We start from the raw sequence: 20,513 nt of genomic DNA on the forward strand, positions 1-20,513 counted from the left end.
GTCGGTCACAACGCCCCCGGCGGGTCGAGCCGGCGCAACGGCGGGCTGGTCGGCTCGTCGTCGGTGTCAATGGTGGACGTCTGTGAGCTCCCGGGCGCGGCGGGCGGCTGGGGTGCCAGGCTGGGTTGGGCGGGCACGTTGATCTGCCCGCCGAGCTCGAGAGAGCTTCCCACGGCGAACTTCTCGGCCAGGAACTGACCGTGGGCCACCAGCGCGGCCGCATCGGCCCGGACGACCGCGTCGAGGATCTGGTCCATCTTGTAGGCCAGCAGGTCGAGCTGGTCGCAGAGCAGCAGCAGTGCGGTCTTACCGTTCGCGATGGGCCGGGTGTCGGCCCAGGAACGGGGCAGGCGCAGGTAGCCGCCGACCGCCTCGGGCAGGTAGCTGGTGGCCGTGGCGACGACCGTGTGCGCCTGGTAACTACCGGCGCCGAGCTGGTCGAGCCGCGGAATGGTCTCCCGCACGATCGACGTCACCCGGGACACCCGGGAGATCACCATCGCGGGTACCCGTGCGGCGATCTCCCGCTCGAACTGCTCCAGTTCCGCCAGCAGCTCGGCACTGCTCTTGACCTTGGGCAGCTCCAGACGGGGCTGATCCGGTTCGGGTTCCTTCCCGAACACCTTTCCGAGCCAGTCACCGAATGACACGGAGACCCCGTTCTGTCAGCATGCTCAGCGACCGATCCCCAGGTCGAGCGAACCACCGTGCGATGCCTCGGACGTGCGCTGGTCGTTGGCGTGGACGCGGTCGAGATAGCCCCGGGCCTTCGTGGTCTCGGTCTCGAGCGTGCCGATGGTGGAGGCCATCGTGTCGAGCGCCTGCACCTTGAACGTGTCGATGGCGTCCATCGTCGCGTAGATGTTGGCGAAGGCCCGCTGCAGCTCGGGCAGGCCGACCGCGGCGGAGGCGGCCCCGGCCTGGATCCGCGCCGAGTTGTCTTTCAGCATCTCCGAGGTGCTCTCGATCATCCGCGAGGTGGTGCTGTTCAGCGCGGTGATCTGGTCGAGCACGAGCTGCTGGTTGGACAGCGCCTGGGCCACGATGACCGCCGTGCGCAGGGCCGAGACCGTGGTCGTGGTCGCCCGGTCGACGCCCTTGATGAGCTCCAGGTTGTTCTTGATGATGATGTCCATCGCCAGGTAGCCCTGGATCGACACCGCCAGTTGCGTGAGCAGGTCCTGGTGCTTCTGCCGCACGTAGAACAGCACGTCTTCACGCAGGGCCTTGGCCCGCTGCGGATCGGTCGCGTCCAGCTCGACGATCGTGGCCGCCAGCCGCGCGTCGAGCCGCTCGGCGACGTAGATGTACTGGTTCAGCCGGGCCATGGTGGTCCACAGCTGCTGCTTCTCCTGGTTCAGGGAGGCATTGTCGCGACGCAGCTCGTCCTGACCGTTGTAGAGCGCCTGGATGATCGCGTTCAGCTGCTCCTGCGCGCTCTGGTAGCGCTGGAAGTAGTCCCGCACCTTGTTGCCGAACGGGATCATCCCGAGGATCTTCTTGGTGCCGGTGGCACCCTTCGGGTCCAGGTCTTCCACCGTGCGGCGCAGCTCGACCAGCGTGGAACCGACCTTCGAGCCCTGTGACAGGCCACCCTCGTTCAGGGCGCGCACCGGCACCTGGAGCAGCCGGTTGGAGCTGTCGGCCGCCTCCCGGATGTCGGTGTCGCCCATCGTGCGCACGTCATTGGTGCGGCTGGCGAACTCCGGCGACTTCGGGTCGGCCGTCATCAGGGAGCCGATGTAGTCGTTCACCTTCGCGTCGAGCCCGGGCACGGCGGCCGGGTCGACGGCCGGGGCCAGCTCGTGTGCCTGGGTCTGCGCGATCACCGGGGGCGGCTCCGGCGCGGACAGGGTCAGCGAGGGCGCCGACGGCGCCGGGGGCTCCAGCGGGCTCGGGCGGGTGGCAGCAGCCTGAAAACCGGGGCTCGTAGGCTCGCTCATGAGATCCCTTTCGCGTCAGTTCCCCGACGCCGGCACGGGCATCGGATTTCTCCCGGGGCCCGGAGCGGGCCCCATCACTCAGAACGCTTTGCCCCGGATCCACGTTGCATCCGGACGCCCGTCCGGTCTCTCGTCAGCCTATGTGCTCGCCCCGCCCGGGCGGATCACCCGCCGGGGACTTTCCACGCCAGTAACGCAATGGCGACACCCAGGACGAACATGGTCAGGACGTCCTGCTGCCGGGACCGGACCAGAAGTCCCAGGCAGAGGTAGTCCGGCAGCACCGCCCGGGCGGTGCCGCCGACGATCGCCGCCAGGGCGAGCGAGTAGCCACCGACCTGGAAGTTCACCAGCATGGTCAGTGGCAGGGACGCCGCCACCAGAAGCAGCACGACCAGGAACGCGATCCGGCGTACCGGTAGCGACGGCCCTTCCACCGAAGTTCAGCTCCCCGCTTGTCTCGTCAGCTCGACAGTGTGTGGATCAGTGGGCGAAGTGACGGGTACCGGTCAGGTACATGGTCACCCCCGCGGCCTGGGCCGCGGCGATGACCTCCTCGTCACGGATCGACCCGCCCGGCTGCACCACGGCGCGCACCCCGGCGTCGAGCAGGACCTGCAGACCGTCGGCGAACGGGAAGAACGCGTCCGAGGCGGCCACGGCGCCCTTGGCCCGGTCGGCCCCGGCCCGGTCCACCGCCAGGCGGCACGAGTCCACCCGGTTGACCTGGCCCATGCCGATGCCGACGCTGGCGCCGCCGTCGGCCAGCAGGATGGCGTTGGACTTCACCGCGCGGATGGCCCGCCAGGCGAACTCCAGGTCGGCGAGCGTGGCCTCGTCGGCCGCCTCACCGGAGACCAGGCGCCACTTCGAGGGCGCGTCGCCACCGGTGGCCGCGTCGTCACCGGCACCGGCGTCGATGCGGTCGACGTTCTGCACCAGCAGGCCACCGCTGATCGGCCGGGTCTCGACCGCCGGCGGAGCCGTGTCGACCGGCACCTTCAGCAGCCGGATGTTCTTCTTGCGGGTCAGCACCTCGAGCGCGGCCGGCTCGAAGTCGGGAGCGGCCACCACCTCGGTGAAGATCTCGGAGAGTCGCTCGGCCATCTCCACGCTCACGGTCTGGTTGGTCGCCACGACGCCGCCGTAGGCCGAGACCGGGTCGCAGTTGTGGGCCTTGAGGTGGGCGCCCGCCACACCGCCCGCACCGGTCTCGACCGCGATGCCGCACGGGTTGTTGTGCTTGATGATCGCGACGGTCGGCTCGTCACCGTGGTCGTGAGCGGCCCGCCAGGCGGCATCGGTGTCGACGTAGTTGTTGTACGACATCTCCTTGCCGTGCAGCTGATCGGCGTGGGCCAGGCCGGGGCGCTCGCTGCGGTACAGCGCGGCCTGCTGGTGCGGGTTCTCGCCGTAGCGCAGCACCGTCTCGCGCTCGTACGTGGCGCCGGAGAAGACCGGGAACGCGCTGCCGTCCTGCGCGGGGGCCAGCACGCTGCCCATCCAGGAGGCCACCGCGACGTCGTACTCGGCGGTGTGCCGGAACGCGGCGGCGGCCAGCTGCTGCCGCTGGGCCAGGGTGAACCCGCCCGCGGTGACGGCGGCCAGGACGTCGGCGTACCGGGCCGGGTCGACCACGACGGCCACCGACGGGTGATTCTTCGCGGCGCCGCGAACCATGCTCGGGCCGCCGATGTCGATCTGCTCGACGCACTCGTCGGGCGTGGCGCCGGAGGCGACCGTGGCCGTGAACGGGTACAGGTTGCTGATCAGCAGGTCGAACGGCTCGACGCCGAGCTCGGCCAGCTGCTGCACGTGCGAGTCGAGCCGGCGGTCGGCCAGCAGCCCGGCGTGCACCTTGGGGTGCAGGGTCTTCACCCGGCCGTCGAGGCACTCGGGAAAGCCGGTGAGGTCTTCGACCTTGGTGACCGGCACCCCGGCCGCCGCGATGCGGGAAGCGGTGGAGCCGGTCGAGACCAGGGCCACCCCGGCCTCGTGCAGACCACGGGCCAGTTCTTCGAGACCGGTCTTGTCGTAGACGGAGACCAGGGCCCGGCGGATCGGGAGCCGGGTGGTGGGGTCGGACGTCATGCGTTCGCTCCAAGCGGTGTTCTGCCGTCAGGGGTTTGCGCAGCAGTCGCTGCAGCTCAGGGCCCAGGCGAACGACCCAGAGGACGACACTGCACCGCTCCCCGGTGGTTGCCCACCCGAACGCCAGTCACGGCGGATTCATCCTAGCAACGCCCGCCCCGTCACCGGTTCAGCCCGCAGCTCGCCCCAGGCGCACGCGGCGGCCGTCGACCTGCCAGCCGGTGGTCGCCATCTGCTCCACCACGTCCACCAGCAGGTTCCGCTCGACGACCTTGATGCGCTCGTGCAGCGACTCCTGCGAGTCGTCGTCCAGGACGTCCACCGCCTGCTGGGCGACGATCGGACCGGTGTCGGTGCCCGCGTCCACAATGATCACCGAGCAGCCGGTGACCTTGACCCCGTGGGCCAGCGCGTCGCGAACCCCGTGCGCCCCCGGGAAGGCGGGCAGCAGGGCCGGGTGGGTGTTGATGATCCGGCCGCCGTACGTGCTCAGCAGCGGCTCCCCGATGATCCGCATGAAGCCGGCGAGCACGATCAGGTCGGGCGAGAACGTCTCGACCGCCCGCAGCAGGCCCCGGTCCCAGGACGCGCGGTCGGGGAAGTCCTTCAGCTCCACCACCGCGGTCGGGACACCGGCCGCCCGCGCCCGCTCCAGGCCCAGCGCGTCGGCGCGGTCGGAGAGGACGGAACTGATGGTGTAACCCTGAGCGTTGTCCAGAAGTGCCTGCAGCAGAGTGCCGCTGCCGGACACGATGACGGCCACCCGCGGCTGGGAAGCGGGTACCTGCGGTTCCTCGGTCACGAACGGAGACGATAGCCAGCTTCGGGCGGTACCCGGGCGCCGCGTCCCGGCGGCAGCGCATTATTTGAGAACATTCGAACGATTCGGCCGCCCAGGGCGGCCACCGAGCGAACAACGAGCGAACGACGAGGAGCCGTGCCGAGCACCCCGAATCCCGGGCCGGGCAACAACTGGCCCGACGCGCCGGAGACGAACCCGGTGCCGCCCGACGACCGCCCGGCCGAGGCGGACGGCGCACCGGCGCGGAACGGACAGGCCCAGGCGCCCTACTACCCGCCGCCCTATCCGCCGGCCAACTCCGGCTGGAACATGCCCGAACGCCGCCGCAAGACGATCGAGGAACTGAAGGCCACGGCCCTCCAGACCCGTTCCCGGCTGCGGCTTTTCATGATCATGGTGCTCGGTCTGATGATCGTGGCCCAGCTCGAGCTGCCGTTCCGGCTGGGCGGCATCCCCCTGGGCCTGGCCGCGGGCTGGGTGGGCATCAAGGTGGTGATCGGTCTCGCCGAGATGCGCCGGGCCGGGCTCGGCTCGCGCGGCATCATCTTCACGCTGTTCGGCCTGGGTATGACCGGCTACCTGATGCTGATCCTGGTGGCGCACGCCGTGTACTACCCGGCGGTCTCCGACCTGGAACAGTGCCAGGCCCGGGCCAACACCGAGTCCGCCCAGCAGATCTGCACCGACGACTACAACGAGCGGTTCGACAAGATCCTTCAGGACATGCGGGACCGCACCCAGTAACGGTCAGGGCGTCACGACGGCGGTCCGGGACGGTCGAGCCACTCCAGCGGATCCCGGGCCGCACCGGAAAGGGAGGCCGAAGAGGCCGGGCGAGGCACCCCGGCCGGCTGCGAACGGTCAGGCTGCGAACTGTCCCCGGCCAGCGCCCTGACCCCCAGTCCCACCGCCACGGTCAGCACGATCGCGGCACCGCTCTCGAGTGCCGTCCAGAGCACGAACACCGGCACGTCCGGGCCCATCGTGCCCAGGCGCCCGGGTCCCGCCGCACCCCCGGCGAGCCAGCCGAGCAGGGTCCAGACCAGCGTCATCAAGACGGTCGCCACGACCGAGCGCACCAGGGGCACCCGCACGTGATGCGGCACCCGCTCGATCATCTGGCGGGTGGACGAGGCGTCGAGGTGCAGGAAGTTCCGGCCCAGCGGCATCCGCAGCACCCGCACCCCGGTCACCACCCCGCCGACGGCCGGGATCGCGACGAGCAGCCAGAGCAGCTGCGACCCGGGCCCGGCCGGGAGCGCGCCGAGAACCGGCAGGGCGGGCAGGGTCCCGACATCGAGCTGCCCGGGGGCGACGGTGGTGCCGGAGCCGACGGAGAACCCGGCCCCGGTGGCGTAGGACGCGGCCCAGACCATCAGGTTGGGCACGACCAGGAGCTGGGCGAGCACCAGCACGGCCCCGCCGACGAGGCCCGTACCGAGGGCGTTGTGCAGGGTGACCATCCGGCTCCAGCCCAGTCCGCCCGCGACCAGCAGCAGGATGAGGGCGGCGACGAGCTGGACGCAGACGCCCAGCAGCACCGGGCGCAGGCAGCGGCGGATCACCTTGGGGCTACGGGTCTTGTCGACCATCAGGCGCAGCCCGGGCACGACCCCACCGCCGACCCAGGCGGCCATCCCGGCGGCCCCGGACAGGCAGACGATCGCCATCGAACCGGCGAACGCCTGCCCCAGAAGCGGCCTCACCGCCGGCTGGGTGCTCAGTGCGGCGACGGCCGTGACGATGCCGGCGTAGCTGAACACGAATACGCCCATGGCCTTCGGCGTCGGCGCCTTGGGCCGGGCCCGGCCGATGCCCTCACGGATCGCGTCCGCGTTCGGGTCGAGGCCACGGGCCAGCCGCACCCCACCGAACCAGCAGCTCATCACCGGCACGAGCATCAGGCCGAGCGGGACGAGCCCGAGGTGGCCGTCCGGGATCACGATGCCGACGTGGTGCGCGAGCAGCCAGGCGCCGATCCCGAACTGCACCACGTCGGTCCACGGGGCCTTGCTGTACGAGGCGGTGGCCCAGGCCAGCACCACCGGCACCATCACCACGGCGAGCGAGGCCGCCGCGGCCTGGGCGGCGACGACCGCGGCGTACAGCACCACGTTCGGCCGTCGGCCGGGTCCGCGCACCACCGTGCCCGTGGGTGTGCCGATCTGGTCCCGTACGGTGCTCATCCGGTTCATGCTGGTGCAGGAATCGCCGATGACGTGGGACTTCAACGGGGGTGTCGCCAGATCCGGCGAGAGTCACAATGCGGGCCAAAGGCGACCCGCTCGTCCTTCATTCAAAAACCAGCAAAACGGTTCGGCCACAGGAAGCCCACCACCACGGACCTCCCGCGGCCGGAACCGCGCGGGAAACCGTCCAGAGCTAGAGAGCGCTGACGATGTCCCGCATGAGCTGAGCGGTCTCGCTCGGCGTCTTGCCGACCTTCACGCCGGCGGCCTCGAGAGCCTCTTTCTTCGCCTGCGCCGTGCCGGACGAGCCCGACACGATGGCTCCCGCGTGCCCCATGGTCTTGCCCTCGGGAGCGGTGAAGCCCGCGACGTAGCCGACGACCGGCTTGGTCACGTGGTCCTTGATGTAGGCCGCGGCGCGCTCTTCGGCGTCGCCCCCGATCTCGCCGATCATGACGATCGCCAAGGTGTCGGGGTCGGCCTCGAACGCGGCGAGCGCGTCGATGTGCGTGGTGCCGATGACCGGGTCGCCACCGATGCCGACGCCCGACGAGAAGCCGATGTCGCGCAGTTCGTACATCATCTGGTAGGTCAGCGTGCCGCTCTTGCTGACCAGGCCGATCGGGCCCGGGCCGGTGATGCTGGCCGGGATGATGCCGACGTTGGACTTCCCGGGCGAGATCAGGCCCGGGCAGTTCGGCCCGATGATCCGCGTGGTGCCCGAGTTGACCGCGTGCTGGTAGAAGTCGGCAGTGTCATGCACCGGCACGCCCTCGGTGATGACGACGGCCAGCGGGATGCCCGCGTCGATCGCCTCGTACGCGGCGGCCTTGGTGAAGGCGGCCGGGACGAAGATGACGCTGACGTCGGCGCCGGTCTCCTTGATCGCCTCGGCGACGGAGCCGAAGACCGGCACGGAGATGCCGCCCTCGAACTCGACCGTGGTGCCGGCCTTGCGCGGGTTGACACCGCCGACGATCTGGGTGCCCGACTTCAGCATGAGCTGCGCGTGCTTCTTGCCCTCGGAGCCGGTCAGGCCCTGGACGATGACCTTGCTGTTCCCATCGATGAAGATCGCCATCGTTCAGGCTCCCTTGGCTGCGAGCTCGGCCGCGCGGGAGGCGGCGCCGTCCATCGTGTCCACCTGTTCGAGGCCGGGAAGGCCCGCGTCGGTGAGGATCTGCCGGCCCAGCTCGGCGTTGTTGCCGTCGAGCCGCACGACCAGCGGACGGGTCACGGCCTCGCCGCGGGACTCCAGCAGGGCGAAGGCCTGCACGATGCCGTTGGCCACCGCGTCGCAGGCGGTGATGCCGCCGAAGACGTTGACGAACACCGACTTCACCTGCGGGTCGGAGAGGATGATCTCCAGGCCGTTGGCCATCACCTCGGCGCTGGCGCCACCACCGATGTCGAGGAAGTTGGCCGGCTTGCTGCCGCCGAAATCCTCGCCCGCGTAGGCGACGACGTCGAGGGTGCTCATCACGAGACCAGCGCCGTTGCCGATGATGCCGACGTTGCCGTCGAGCTTCACGTAGTTGAGGTTCTTGGCCTTGGCCTTCGCCTCGAGCGGGTCGGCGGCGGCCGAGTCGGCCAGGGCCTCGTGCTCGGTGTGGCGGAAGCCGGCGTTCTCGTCGAGCGAGACCTTGCCGTCGAGGGCGATGATCTTGCCGTCGCCGCTCTTGATCAGCGGGTTGACCTCGACCAGGGTCGCGTCCTCGGCCTTGAAGACCGTCCAGAGCTTCTGGATGACCTCGATGAGCTGGGGCTTCACGTCGGCCGCGAATCCGGCCGCGTCGACGATCTCGGTGGCCTTGGCCTGGTCGATGCCGGTGATGGCGTCGACGGGGATACGGGCGAGGGCGTCGGGCCGCTCGACCGCGAGCTCCTCGATCTCCATGCCGCCCTCTCGCGAGGCCATCGCGAGGTAGGTGCGGTTGGCCCGGTCGAGCAGCACCGAGAAGTAGTACTCCTCGGCGATGTCGGCGCCCTGGGTCACCATGACCCGGCGCACGGGCAGGTCCTTGATCGTCAGCGCGAGAATGTCCCTCGCGCGATCGGCGGCCTCTTCCGGGGACTTGGCGAGCTTGACGCCGCCCGCCTTACCCCGGCCTCCGGCCTTGACCTGGGCCTTCACGACAACGACGGAACTACCGAGTGCAGAAGCGGCTTCGGCGGCCTCTTCGGGCGTGTCGGCCACGGCGGCGTCCAGCACCGGTACGCCGTGGGCCGCGAACAGGTCGCGTGCCTGGTATTCGTACAGATCCACGGGTGGTCCTCAACGACGGGGACGGATGTCTGACCGAGCCTAGTCCGGACAGGTTCACCGACCCGCACGTGTTGCCGTGGAGCGCGTCACGTCCAGGGACATGACAGGCTGCTCAGGTGATCGATACGCGCGGACCGGGACCCGATCGACGCTCGCCCCGTCACGGCCGACCAGCCGTGGGGCTGACCAGCGCCATCACCCTGGGCCTCGTGCTGGCCGGGTGCTCGTCGGGATCGTCCGCGGCCTCCGGGAGCGATGCGATGACACAGCCCGGTGCCACCAGTACGACGGACAGCCGTGACCTGCCCCAGGAATCGGTGTCGCCCAGCCCCACCGTCGACCCCGCTGTCGCGCAGGCTGCGGCATGCGTGCAGTCCACCGTCGATGCGCTGAGCCCGGCCGGGCGGGCCGGGCAGCTGGTCATGGCGGGTACTCCCCTGACGAACGCCGACTCGGTGGTGTCGGTGATGAAGAAGAACCATCTGGGCTCGGCGTTCCTGCACGGGCGCAGTAGTCGTTCCGCGGCCGGCCTGAAGAGGGAGATCAACCGGCTGCCGTCGGTCCGGGCCGGTTCCGCGACGATCGCGCCGCTGGTCTCCATCGATCAGGAGGGCGGCGCGGTGCAGTCACTGCGCGGTGGGCGCTGGGGCACGCTGGCGAAGGCTCGCGTGCAGGGCACCTGGAGCACCACGCGACTGTCCCAGAAGACCGAGATCTGGGCGAAACAGCTTTCCCGGGCGGGCATCACGATGGATCTGGCGCCGGTCGCCGACACCGTGCCGAGCGGTACCGAACGCCGCAACCCGCCGATCGGGGTGTTCGGCCGGGAGTACGGCACCGACACCGCCACGGTCTCCCGGGCCGTCACCACCGTCACCACCGCGCTCGAGAAGAACGCGGTGATCGCGACGGTGAAGCACTTCCCCGGGCTGGGGCGGGTCACGAAGAACACCGACACCTCCAGCGGGGTCGTCGACACCCGCACCACCGCGAACGACACCTACCTGCGCCCCTTCCAGGCCGGCATCGACGCGGGAGCGGGCGCGGTCATGATCAGTTCCGCCACCTACCGCCGGATCGACCCGGACAACCGGGCCGTGTTCTCGTCGAAGGTGATCACCGGCCTGCTGCGCGAGCAGATGGGCTACCAGGGCGTGGTGATGACCGACGACGTCGGGGCGGCCAAGGCCGTCACCGACGTCGCCCCCGGTCAGCGGGCCGTGCGGTTCATCAACGCCGGGGGCGACCTGGTGCTCACCGTGCCCAGTGATCAGGCCCGCGCGATGATGGTGGCCATCACGAAAAAGGCTGCCGTGAACCGGAACTTCAGCAAGAAGGTCGAGGCCTCGGTCACCCGGGTACTCACCCTCAAGCAGAAAGCCGGCCTGCTCACCTGTAACGAGGGCTAAAGCTTGACCACCGGCGCGTACCTCAGCAGCAACCGCTTGACGCCCTCACCGAAATCGATGTGGGCCACGGTCTTGTCGCCCTCGCCGACCACCTCGATCACCCGGCCCATGCCGAACGTGTCGTGCGTGACGCGGTCACCCGGCTCCAGGTTGACGGCCGCGCGGTTACCCGTCGATCGCGCGCCCGGACGTTGCGCCAGGCGGGCCACGGCCGGGGTGGACGACGCGCGCATCTGCGTGGACTCGCTGCGGCGCCAGGTGATCAGGTCGACCGGGATCTCGTTGAGGAACCGGCTGGGCGGGTTGTAACTGGGCTGGCCCCAGGCACTCCGGATGGCGGCGCGGGTGATGTAGAGCCGCTCCTTCGCCCGGGTCAGGCCGACGTAGGCCAGACGGCGCTCCTCGGCCAGTTCCTTCGGGTCCTGCAGCGAGCGCAGGTGCGGGAACGCGCCGTCTTCCAGGCCGGTGAGGAAGACGACGGGGAACTCCAGGCCCTTGGCGGTGTGGAGGGTCATCAGGGTGATGACGCCCTCGTCCTCCTTGGGCTCGTCGCCCTCGGTCTCCTCGTCTTCGGGGATCTCGTCGGCGTCGGCCACCAGCGACACCTGCTCGAGGAAGTCCTGCAGGGTGCCGCCGGGCGTGGTGCGCGAGTAATCCTGGGTGACGGCCACGAGCTCGGCCAGGTTCTCCACGCGGGACTCGTCTTGTGGGTCGTGGCTGGCCCGCAGCTCTTCCAGGTAGCCGGTCTGCTCCAGCACGGCCTCCAGCACGGTGCCCGGGTCGGAACCGCTCTCGACCAGGGTGCGCAACTGCTCGACCAGCTCGGAGAACCGCTTGACGGCCGTCAGCGAGCGGGTGGCGATGCCCGGCGCCTCGTCGGCCCGGAACAGTGCGTCGCCGAACGAGATGTTCTCCCGGTCGGCCAGCGCGGCCAGGGCGCCCTCGGCCCGGTCACCGATGCCGCGCTTGGGCACGTTGATGATGCGCCGCAGGTTGACCGTGTCGGCCGGGTTGACCAGCACCCGCAGGTAGGCCAGCGCGTCTTTGATCTCGCGGCGCTCGTAGAACCGGGTGCCGCCGACCACCTTGTAGGGCAGGCCCGCGCGCACCAGTACTTCCTCGAGGGCCCGGGACTGGGCGTTGGTGCGGTAGAAGATCGCGACGTCGCCCGGCCGCACCGACTCCTGCTTCTGGAGCTTCTCGACCTCCTCGGCGACGAACGCGGCCTCGTCGTGCTCGTCGTCGGCCACGTACCCGGTGATCTGCGTGCCGGTGGCCCCGGCCGTCCAGAGCTTCTTCGGCTTGCGGTCGGGGTTGTGCTCGATCACCGCGTTGGCCGCGGAGAGGATGGTCTGCGTGGAGCGGTAGTTCTGCTCCAGCATGATCGTCTGCGCCTGCGGGTAGTCGAGCTCGAACTCGATGATGTTGCGGATCGAGGCGCCCCGGAACGCGTAGATCGACTGGTCGGCGTCGCCCACCACGGTCAGCTCGGCCATCGGGATCGGTGGCGTGCCGTCAGTGCCGGGGGTGTTGGGGCTGGCCGTCGGACCGCCCGCCAGCTCGCGGATCAGCACGTACTGGGCGTGGTTGGTGTCTTGGTACTCGTCTACCATGATGTGCCGGAACCGGCGCCGGTACTGCTCCGCGACCTCGGGGAAGGCCTGGAAGATGTTGACCGTGGTCATGATCAGGTCGTCGAAGTCGAGCGCGTTGGCCTGGCGCAGCCGCCGCTGGTAACCCGTGTAGACGTCAGCCAGTACCCGCTCGCCCGGGTTGCTCTCACTGACGCGCCCGGAATTGGTCTCCTCGTCGATCAGCTCGTTCTTGAGGTTGGAGATCTGCGCGGCCAGCCCCCGGGGCGGGAACTTCTTCGGGTCGAGATCGAGTTCGCGGGCGACCAGGCCGATCAGGCGCTGCGAGTCGGCCGAGTCGTAGATCGAGAAGTTCGACTTCAGGCCGACCTTCGTGGCCTCCCGCCGCAGGATGCGCACGCAGGACGAGTGGAACGTGGACACCCAGATCGACGACGCCCGCGGCCCGACCATGGTGGCCACCCGCTCACGCATCTCGGCCGCGGCCTTGTTGGTGAACGTGATCGCCAGGATCTGCCCGGGCCGCACGTTGCGCGCGGCCAGCAGGTAGCCGATGCGGTGGGTGAGCACACGGGTCTTGCCCGAGCCCGCTCCCGCCATGATGAGCAACGGTGAGTCGCGGTGCAGCACGGCCGCCTGCTGCTGCTCGTTCAGCCCGAGGACCAGCTTCTCCGGGTCGAGGTTCGGCGCGATGGCTCGTAGATCCCGCGCAGGCGCCTCGTCACCCTGGACCAGCGTGGGCAGCGGGTAGCGCTTCGCCGAGCGTTCGGCAGCCAGCAGCCGGGCCCTGTCCTTGGGAGAAGGCGCAGCCGGCTCAGGCACGGGCTCAGGCTCAGACTCGGGCTCAGGCTCGGCATCGGGAAGATCGAATAGCGTGCTCATCGGAAATCAGCCTACGTGCCCGCACCGACAGACATGACCACCCGCAGGCCCCCGCCGGACCCTCTGGCTAGCGCAACCGCCGGACCCTCCGGCTAGAGCAACCGCCGGTCCGCCGCCCAGCGGGTCAGCTCGTGCCGGCTGGACAGCTGGAGCTTGCGCAGCACCGCCGACACGTGGGTCTCCACCGTCTTCACCGAGATGAACAGCTCCTTCGCCACCTCCTTGTAGGCGTAACCGCGCGCGATCAGCCGCATCACCTCGCGCTCGCGGGCCGAGAGCCGGTCCAGCTCGTCGTCCACCTGGGCCACCTCACCGGCGCCGGTACCGAACGCGTCCAGCACGAAACCGGCCAGCCGGGGCGAGAACACGGCATCGCCAGAGGCCACGGTCAGCACCGCCGCGACCAGTTCCGGCCCGGAGATCGACTTGGTCACGTACCCCCGCGCCCCGGCCCGGATCACCGCGATCACGTCTTCCGCGGCGTCCGACACGCTCAGCGCCAGGAACCGGGTGACCGGGTCGTCAGCCGTGTCCGCGTGGTTGGTCAGCGACGCCGAGCGCTGCAGCACCTCACGCCCACCCGGACGCACCGTGCCGCCGGGCAGGTGCACGTCGAGCAGCACCACGTCGGGCCGGTGCTTCGCGACCACCGCGACGGCCTCCTCCACGTCGCCGGCCTCACCGACGATGTCGAGCTTGCCCTCGGAGACCGCCGTGGCCAGCTCGGCGCGCACGCCACTGCGGAACACCCGGTGATCGTCCACGATCACCACCCGGACCGGCAGCTTCACGGGTCGTGCGACGTCCTTGCTCACTGTTCCTCCTCCACGGAACCGCTGTCCGGCAGCAACAGCCGGATCTCGGTCCCCTCACCTTCGGTACTGCGCACGCGGGCCGAGCCCCCGTGCCGCTCCATCCTGCCGATGATCGACTCCCGCACGCCCAGCCGGTCTTCCGGCACCGCGGCCAGGTCGAACCCCGGGCCCCGGTCGCGCACGAACGCCTCGATGCCGTCGGGCATGCACTCCACATACACCCGGATCGACTCCCCGCCCGCGTGCCGCGCGGCGTTGGCCACGGCCTCCCGCAGCGCCGAGAGCAGCGACATCGCCCGCTCGTCGACCGGCCGGTCGCCCACCGTGACCACCTCGATCACGGCTCCGTGCACGTCCTCGGCCTCGGCCGTCAGCGCCGCCACCCGGGCCGAGATCATCGTCGGGTCGTCGTCCCCGCGACCGTAGAGCCAGCCGCGCAGGTCCCGTTCCTGGGCCCGGGCCAGCCGGGCCACCTCCGGGGCGTCCGCGCTGCGGCGCTGGATCAGCGCGAGCGTCTGGAGCACGGAGTCGTGCAGGTGGGCGGCGATGTCGGCGCGCTCGGCCTCGCGCACCCGGCCCGCACGCTCGGAGTCCAGGGTGCGCCAGAACCGCACTCCCCAGGGCGCGAACACCACCGTCACCCCGAACAGCACCGCGACCGTGGCCAGCAGGGTCTGCGTGATCAGCACCGGATCCGCGTTCTGCAGCACCAGCAGCACGATGCCCAGCACCACCACGACCACCCCGAGCATCAGCCGCAACGTGGTGGCGCGCGTGGTGAAACCGGTCGACGAGAACCAGCGCGAGCGATCGGCCTCGTCGAACTGGGCGTAGGCGATCACGGCACCGGACGCCACGATCAGCAACGGCATGGTGAATCCCGCCTGCACCTCCAGCCCGGTCCAGCTCGCCAGCAGCACCGCACACGCGGCGAACAGGCACAGCCCGGCGAACAGATCGGCGCGTAACCGGCTGCGCCGGCTGGTGCGGACCTGCTCCTCCACCTCCTCCACCGCAGCAGCCACGGCGGCCGCACGGGCCTGGAGAACCGTCTCCTTCAAGGGGCCGATGGTGGACGTCGTGGAGCTTCCGGCGGTCACCTCGGCTTCCGGAGGAGCCGGGTCGGGTAGGTCGATCCGGTCCACCGGATCGGAAGGTGCCACGAGTGCGGGCGCCGGGAACGGTCGTCCCCCAATCTGGGCACCGAGAACGGGCGCGCCCGAATAGGGCGCGCGGGTGGCCGCCTGCTGGGCGGCCTGCGCCGCGGCGGCGGACGCCGAGTCGGGCACGAGCGCCCAGAGCCAGGCGTAGAGCACGGCGCCCGGGCCACCCATGAGCGTGGCCACGACGAACCCGATGCGCACCGCGCGCACCGGCAGACGCAGGTGGACGGCCACCCCGGTGGCGACCCCGGCGAGCACCCGCTGCTCCTGCGGGCGCACCAGCGGCGGGCGCCGCGACCCGGAGACAACTGACAGGGATGTACTCACCGGATCATCGTCACACGCACGGCCCCCAATTCCCTCAGGGACGAACCCGCCGTCCCGGCCCGGTGGTTCAGGGTGCTCTGGGGGGCTCCCCCGATCCCCCGGACCCCTCGGGGCGAGCAGGATCTTCGGTAGACCAGTGCCGATCGAGGGGGCCCACGACATGCCCGAGACCCAGGAGCCCAGCGCTCCACCCAGCACTCCGCCCGCCCGTCCCGGTGACGAATTCTTCGCGAAGATCCGCGAACAGGGCGTTTTCCGGCCGGCCGAGAACCGCTGGGTGGCCGGTGTCGGCAGCGGCCTGTCGCGTCGCCTCGACATCGACCAGACCCTGATCCGTGGCACTTTCGTCGCGCTCTCGATCATCGGGGGCCTGGGCGTGGCCCTGTACGGCGTGTGCTGGCTGCTGCTGCCACAGGAGCAGGACGGCCGCATCCACGTGCAGGAGGCCATGCGCGGACGGTTCAGCCCGGGCTTCTTCGCCGGGGTGATCCTGGCCCTCGCCGCCGTCGGCGGAGGCGGGCCGTGGCGCGGGAACGGCCACTGGTTCTGGGGTTTCCCGGGCACGCTGATCCTGGCCGCCCTGATCGTCGGGGGCCTGTGGTGGATGGCGAAGCGCCTGCCCCAGAACCGTGATCAAGTGCCTCCGGCCGCGATGACCACGGATTTCAGCCAGAAAGAGCGCACCGCCCACGAAGAGGCCGCCCGGCAGCACCACGAGGCGCAGCAGCTGGCCCGGGCCCGCACCGCGCCCTCGCGCCGGGTGCGTCAGCTCACCCTGGGCCTGGCCCTGATCGCCGCGACCGGGGTACTGATGGCCGAGGCGTTCGGCGACCTGCCGGGCTGGGCCGGGCTCACCGCCCTGGGCGTCGCGATCGCCGTGATCGCCGGCGGCGTGGTGGCGAACGGCCTGATGGGACGCCGCAGTCCGGGCCTGGCGGGGCTGGGCGTCCTGCTCTCCCTGATCCTCGCGGTCGGCGCCGCGGCCCAGCACGCCGGGGTCGAGACCAGCGAGCACATGGCCGCCGTCGGCACCGCCACCTGGGCCCCGGACACCCGCGAGGCCGCCGACGACCAGTACAACCTGGGCATCGGCGAGGCCGAGCTGAACCTCACCTCGGCCGGGGCCCTGAGCGGGGCCACGACCTCCGACCCGCTGGAGGTCGAGGCCAACCTGGGCGTCGGGCACCTGGTGCTGAACCTGCCGTCGGGGGTGGCGGTGCAGGTGGACGCCCGGCTCGGCGCGGGTGAGGTGTACGAGCCGGACGGCACGCGCTACGAGGTGAAGGGCAACTCGGACAACCGCTCGCGCACCTTCACCTACGGCGAGGGCGAACCGGTGCTGAAGGTCGTCGCTCAGCAGGGCGTGGGGCAGATGGAGATCAACCGGGTTCCGCAGACCACAGGGAGCAACTGATGTCCGAGCAGACCTACCCAGAACCCGGTGTCCGCACCCAGACCGTGGCCATCGGCACCATCCTGCTGATCATCGGCGTCACCACCGTGATCAGCCAGCTGGCCGGGCTCTCCCTGAACCCGGCCGCGGTGGCCTTCACGATCATGCTGGCGGTGGGCGTGACCCTGCTGGGTGCGGCCCTGAAGAAGCCCCCGAAGGGCTAGGCGGCGGCCCGCTCGCTCCGGGCGAACACCCCGACGTCGGGCTGGTCGGTGAACAGACCGTCGATGCCCGTGGCGAGGAAGGTGATCTGCTCGTCGATCGCCTTGCCGAAGTCGTTCTCCCCGCCGCTGCTGCGGTAGTCGGCGGGCAGGAACGTGTTCTCCGCCCGGAACGTGTACGGGTGCACGAGAAGTCCCTTGGCGTGGGCATTGTCGACCAGAGCGGTGGGACTGCCGAGGGCCCCGGCCGCGGTGCGCGGGATCACCAGGTTCTTGTCCGGCCCGAGCCCCTGCGCGTACCCGGCGATCACGGCCAGGCCCTTCGGGGTGATCAGGTCGGCGTAGGTCCGCGGGTCACCGGCGGCGACCAGGTCGTAGGGGGCACCGGTGGCGCTCAGCAACTGCACCACCGGGGCCCGCAGACCCATCCGGCGCAGCTGCTGGAGGTTCGTGGTCTCGAACGACTGCACGAAGATCGGCGCGTCCGCGTGGTTCAGGCCGTGCTTGCGCACCAGCCCCAGCAGGCGCTTCTCCAGCGGCCGGCCGAGGTCCTGGAAATAGGTAGGGTGCTTGGTCTCCGGGTAGATGCCGACCCGACGACCCAGGCGGCGGGAAAGCTCGGCCCGCAGCTGGAACACCTCGTCCAGGGTCGGCACCCGCAGCCGCCCGTTGTACATGGTGTTCTCCTGCCGCACGGCGGGCAGGCGCTCCGCGGCGTACAGGGTCTTCAGCTCGGCGAGCGTGAAATCCTCCGCCCACCAGCCGGTCACCTGGGTGCCGTCGAGCTTCTTGGTAGTCTTGCGGTCGGCGAACTCCGGCCGCGAGGCGACGTCGGTGGTGCCGCCGATCTCCGGCTCGTGCCGGCAGACCAGCACACCGTCCCGGGTGATCACCACGTCGGGCTCGATGAAGTCCGCGCCCATCCGGGCGGCGAGCTCGTAGGAGGCCAGGGTGTGCTCGGGCCGGTAGCCGCTGGCCCCGCGATGCCCGATGACCAGTGTGGCGCCCTTCCCGGAACTGGCCGAGACCCGTTGCGCCGGAAACGCATGCGCCGGATCGGCGACGGCCAGCGGGGTGACTGCCAGGCCGGTGATGACCGTGCGACGGTTCATCTTTCCTCCATGGCGCCCGTGGCGACCTTCGCCCGATCGGCGCCCCCGGGACATCAGCCAACCGACCCCGGCCGACGGGAGTCCCGCCAGAACGTGACGCCCGGTCGACGCGGCGATGAACTACGCATGGGTTCGGTTACCAGCGGTCCCGGCGGCAGCCGGTGTTCACCCAGGCTTCAGCCGGTCGTAGGCCGCCAGGACGCGGATCGACGTAGCGAAGTCGCCGTGCCGGGTCTCGTCCTGACGCCGCAGCGCGGTGAAAGTTCCGATCAGGTGCGTGAGTTCAACCCGGTCGAAACCGAGCAGCACGGCGTGGGCGGCGTCCAGCTCGGCCCGGGCCGTGACGATCCGGTCCGGGTCCAGATCCTGCGACACCTTCACCCCGGCCTCTTCCAGCTCGGTCACCAGCCCGGACAGGTGCGGCGCCCACACCACGGCCCGGGCGAACCGCTCCAGCACCCAGTCGGCGATCGTTCCCTCGCCCCAGGGGCACGGCCGGTCGTAGGCCTCCGGCGGGGGCACCGGAACCTGTTCCAGCTTGAAGAAGTTCACGTTGGCCCCGGCGTGCTTCTGCCGCAGCAGGTAGTCCACGGGCAGGGTGGAGAGCGCGGCCAGCAGCAGCGGCAGCCGCTCGGCCGAGATCAGCGGCAGGGAGTTGCCGACCGCGACCACCGGCAGCGGGGCCGGCAACAGGGTGCGCGGCGCGACCGTGGTGGAGACGTTGCGGTAACCCGCCAGCCAGCCGCGGTCGCACAGGTCGCCGTACCGTTCCTGCACGATCTCCCGGGGCACCCAGTAGCGCGGGGCCGTGGCCGTGCCACCGTTCGGGTCGAGCATGGCGCAGTGCTTGGCCTCCCACAGCGGCACCAGCCCCTCGCCCGGCCCGGAGCGGAAGTGCCGGGCGTCGCGCGTCATGTGCAGGGGCGTGACCAGCCGCAGCTTCCACGGGTCGTCGGTGGGCGTGCCGCCCGCCGGGTCCCGGCGCAGCAGCACCGGGGTGCGGCGGTGCGCCTGGGTGACGATGGTGGCGTCGATGGAGGACGCGAACAACGGCGCGGTGCCACTGTTCGGGTTGAGCACGCGCAGCAGATGGGCGGGCAGTTGCCAGGCCCGCTCCCCCGGCGGCTGGTCCGGCCCGGCCAGTCCCACGGCGACCTCGGCACTGACGTCGGTGTGAGCAGCCGACGGCCCACCGTCCAGCTCCACCACAGCCACCCCGACCCGTCCACTGACCCCCGCGAAGATCGGCCCCCGCGGCTCGATCAGGTGCAGCCGGTCGAGCGCCCCCGCGGCACACAGCGCCTCCAGCAGTCGCGCAGCCGAACGGTCGGAGGCGATGCCGGCCGGAACCAGCAGGGCGGCGCGACCGTGCGGCGCGAGCAGCCGCCAGCAGGTCTCGACGAACGGCAGGTAGGCATTGAGCTCACCGGCACCGGTCAGGGGATGACGCCCCGCGTCGCGCAGGGCGCGCGCGGTACCGGCGCGGTGGTCGCGCAGACCGGTGGGGATCGAGCCGCCCCAGTCGCGGGCGTGCACCTTGAGCCGCTCCCAGGGCGGGTTGGCCACTACCACGTCGAAGCCGCCCCGCCACCCGGTGACCGGTTCCGGCGCGGCCCCCTCGACGTCGAGCACCGCCGGGAACGCCGCGTGCCAGGTGAGCCCGGCCCCGGCCGCCTCCTGGTTCGGGGTGCCACCGGAAAGCCCGTCGCCGGAAAGGATCTGGAGTTCCAGCTCGGCCGGATCGGTCGGCCGCCCGGCCAGGCTGAGATCGGCCGCGAGCGCGGACCGGCACAGGCTCACCGCAACCGGGTCGGCGTCCACGCCGTGCAGGGCGCCGATGACGTCTTCCGGTGGCACCCCGAGCGACAGCAGCCGGCCCAGCGCGGCGCGCAGCAGATTGCCCGCGCCGCAGGCCGGGTCGACCACCGTGGGCAGCCGGCCGTCACCGGGTAGCGCCGGGATGGCCCGCCGGGCCAGGGAGTCCGCGTACACCGAGGGGGTGCTGAACGCCCCGCGGTGCCGGCGCTCGGCATTACCGACGGGATGCAGGGTCAGCGCCCCGCCGACCGCGGCCGGCACGTAGAGCAGCAGCGCGTCGTAGCCGGTGGCCAGAGCCCCGACACTGACGAGATCTTCTGCCTCCCAAGCATTCTCGACCGCACGGAGAACGGCTCGATCCCGCCACAACTGGGGGTCGAGGTCGTCCGGGACGGTCATCTCGGCCGCCGCGGCGAGCACCAGGCCCGCCGGGCCGGCCAGTTCCGGGGACACCCGGGACCGGCGGGTCACCGCGTCGCCCCGGGGAGTT

17 protein-coding genes and 1 riboswitch are annotated in these 20,513 nt (G+C 70.8%); of the genes, 4 read left to right on the forward strand and 13 right to left on the reverse strand.

The annotated features are described in order from the left end of the window. Positions 1-5 precede the first annotated feature (5 nt). From LR393_RS07435 to purN, 5 genes are all read right to left on the reverse strand, one after another. Positions 6-650: a hypothetical protein gene (locus LR393_RS07435; RefSeq protein WP_231482628.1), complete on the reverse strand. Its 645-nt coding sequence runs from the start codon at positions 648-650 to the stop codon at positions 6-8. A gap of 24 nt (positions 651-674) precedes the next feature. Continuing rightward, the gene (locus LR393_RS07440; RefSeq protein WP_231482630.1) at positions 675-1,943 is read right to left on the reverse strand and encodes a toxic anion resistance protein; all 1,269 of its coding nucleotides are present in this window, start codon (positions 1,941-1,943) and stop codon (positions 675-677) included. A 164-nt stretch (positions 1,944-2,107) separates the two neighbouring features. Further along, positions 2,108-2,380, reverse strand: a complete 273-nt coding sequence (locus tag LR393_RS07445; RefSeq protein WP_231482637.1) for a DUF3017 domain-containing protein — start codon at positions 2,378-2,380, stop codon at positions 2,108-2,110. Between the two features lie 46 nt (positions 2,381-2,426). Then, complete coding sequence (gene purH, locus LR393_RS07450) at positions 2,427-4,034, reverse strand: bifunctional phosphoribosylaminoimidazolecarboxamide formyltransferase/IMP cyclohydrolase (RefSeq protein WP_231482638.1); 1,608 nt, start codon at positions 4,032-4,034, stop codon at positions 2,427-2,429. A gap of 54 nt (positions 4,035-4,088) precedes the next feature. After that, a riboswitch (ZMP/ZTP riboswitch) is annotated at positions 4,089-4,175 on the reverse strand. 28 nt (positions 4,176-4,203) lie between these two features. After that, a complete protein-coding gene (gene purN / locus LR393_RS07455; RefSeq protein ID WP_231482645.1) occupies positions 4,204-4,836 on the reverse strand; it encodes a phosphoribosylglycinamide formyltransferase in 633 nt (210 codons plus the stop codon). A 135-nt stretch (positions 4,837-4,971) separates the two neighbouring features. On the opposite strand from purN, the gene LR393_RS07460 reads away from it, so the two are divergent. Then, positions 4,972-5,580, forward strand: a complete 609-nt coding sequence (locus tag LR393_RS07460) for a hypothetical protein (protein ID WP_231482646.1) — start codon at positions 4,972-4,974, stop codon at positions 5,578-5,580. Positions 5,581-5,591: 11 nt separating this feature from the next. On the opposite strand, the gene LR393_RS07465 is transcribed toward LR393_RS07460, so the two are convergent. The 3 genes from LR393_RS07465 to sucC form a co-directional block, all read right to left on the reverse strand. Next, positions 5,592-7,022 carry a cell division protein PerM gene (locus tag LR393_RS07465; RefSeq protein WP_231482647.1) on the reverse strand — a complete coding sequence of 477 codons (1,431 nt, stop codon included), beginning with the start codon at positions 7,020-7,022 and terminating at the stop codon, positions 5,592-5,594. A 196-nt stretch (positions 7,023-7,218) separates the two neighbouring features. After that, positions 7,219-8,106 carry a succinate--CoA ligase subunit alpha gene (sucD, locus tag LR393_RS07470; RefSeq protein ID WP_231482648.1) on the reverse strand — a complete coding sequence of 296 codons (888 nt, stop codon included), beginning with the start codon at positions 8,104-8,106 and terminating at the stop codon, positions 7,219-7,221. A gap of 3 nt (positions 8,107-8,109) precedes the next feature. Beyond that, positions 8,110-9,291: an ADP-forming succinate--CoA ligase subunit beta gene (gene sucC / locus LR393_RS07475; RefSeq protein ID WP_231482649.1), complete on the reverse strand. Its 1,182-nt coding sequence runs from the start codon at positions 9,289-9,291 to the stop codon at positions 8,110-8,112. Between the two features lie 260 nt (positions 9,292-9,551). Here sucC and LR393_RS07480 point away from each other — a divergent pair, with 260 nt between their 5' ends. After that, positions 9,552-10,700, forward strand: coding sequence for a glycoside hydrolase family 3 N-terminal domain-containing protein (locus LR393_RS07480; RefSeq protein WP_231482650.1), 1,149 nt, complete (start codon positions 9,552-9,554; stop codon positions 10,698-10,700). Here the strand turns inward: LR393_RS07480 and pcrA are convergent. From pcrA to LR393_RS07495, 3 genes are all read right to left on the reverse strand, one after another. Continuing rightward, complete coding sequence (gene pcrA / locus LR393_RS07485) at positions 10,697-13,174, reverse strand: DNA helicase PcrA (protein WP_407937296.1); 2,478 nt, start codon at positions 13,172-13,174, stop codon at positions 10,697-10,699. The genes LR393_RS07480 and pcrA overlap by 4 nt on opposite strands. A 92-nt stretch (positions 13,175-13,266) precedes the next feature. After that, positions 13,267-13,989, reverse strand: a complete 723-nt coding sequence (locus LR393_RS07490) for a response regulator transcription factor (RefSeq protein WP_331282917.1) — start codon at positions 13,987-13,989, stop codon at positions 13,267-13,269. Continuing rightward, complete coding sequence (locus LR393_RS07495) at positions 13,986-15,479, reverse strand: ATP-binding protein (protein WP_231482653.1); 1,494 nt, start codon at positions 15,477-15,479, stop codon at positions 13,986-13,988. Before LR393_RS07495 ends, LR393_RS07490 begins: the two co-directional genes overlap by 4 nt. Before the next feature lie 160 nt (positions 15,480-15,639). Here LR393_RS07495 and LR393_RS07500 point away from each other — a divergent pair, with 160 nt between their 5' ends. Both LR393_RS07500 and LR393_RS07505 read left to right on the forward strand, forming a co-directional pair. After that, positions 15,640-16,893 (forward strand): PspC domain-containing protein, encoded by a 1,254-nt coding sequence (locus LR393_RS07500; protein ID WP_231482655.1) that lies wholly within the window; start codon positions 15,640-15,642, stop codon positions 16,891-16,893. Next, positions 16,893-17,096: a hypothetical protein gene (locus LR393_RS07505; protein ID WP_231482656.1), complete on the forward strand. Its 204-nt coding sequence runs from the start codon at positions 16,893-16,895 to the stop codon at positions 17,094-17,096. Before LR393_RS07500 ends, LR393_RS07505 begins: the two co-directional genes overlap by 1 nt. On the opposite strand, the gene LR393_RS07510 is transcribed toward LR393_RS07505, so the two are convergent. After that, complete coding sequence (locus LR393_RS07510; protein WP_231482658.1) at positions 17,093-18,205, reverse strand: glycerophosphodiester phosphodiesterase; 1,113 nt, start codon at positions 18,203-18,205, stop codon at positions 17,093-17,095. The two genes, LR393_RS07505 and LR393_RS07510, sit on opposite strands and share 4 nt — an antisense overlap. A gap of 165 nt (positions 18,206-18,370) precedes the next feature. Beyond that, a complete protein-coding gene (locus tag LR393_RS07515; protein ID WP_231482661.1) occupies positions 18,371-20,494 on the reverse strand; it encodes an Eco57I restriction-modification methylase domain-containing protein in 2,124 nt (707 codons plus the stop codon). Between the last annotated feature and the right edge of the window lie 19 nt (positions 20,495-20,513).

This window comes from Kineosporia mesophila, assembly GCF_021129235.1.
Classification (GTDB): Bacteria; Actinomycetota; Actinomycetes; order Actinomycetales; family Kineosporiaceae; genus Kineosporia; species Kineosporia mesophila.

Excerpts from the sequence above, each read along its gene's own strand:
- LR393_RS07480 (WP_231482650.1), top strand. The coding sequence starts at position 9,552 with ATGACACAGCCCGGTGCCACCAGTACGACGGACAGCCGTGACCTGCCC.
- LR393_RS07440 (WP_231482630.1), bottom strand. The coding sequence starts at position 1,943 with ATGAGCGAGCCTACGAGCCCCGGTTTTCAGGCTGCTGCCACCCGCCCG.
- LR393_RS07510 (WP_231482658.1), bottom strand. The coding sequence starts at position 18,205 with ATGAACCGTCGCACGGTCATCACCGGCCTGGCAGTCACCCCGCTGGCC.
- pcrA (WP_407937296.1), bottom strand. The coding sequence starts at position 13,174 with ATGAGCACGCTATTCGATCTTCCCGATGCCGAGCCTGAGCCCGAGTCT.
- LR393_RS07465 (WP_231482647.1), bottom strand. The coding sequence starts at position 7,022 with ATGAGCACCGTACGGGACCAGATCGGCACACCCACGGGCACGGTGGTG.
- LR393_RS07505 (WP_231482656.1), top strand. The coding sequence starts at position 16,893 with ATGTCCGAGCAGACCTACCCAGAACCCGGTGTCCGCACCCAGACCGTG.
- sucD (WP_231482648.1), bottom strand. The coding sequence starts at position 8,106 with ATGGCGATCTTCATCGATGGGAACAGCAAGGTCATCGTCCAGGGCCTG.
- purH (WP_231482638.1), bottom strand. The coding sequence starts at position 4,034 with ATGACGTCCGACCCCACCACCCGGCTCCCGATCCGCCGGGCCCTGGTC.
- LR393_RS07500 (WP_231482655.1), top strand. The coding sequence starts at position 15,640 with ATGCCCGAGACCCAGGAGCCCAGCGCTCCACCCAGCACTCCGCCCGCC.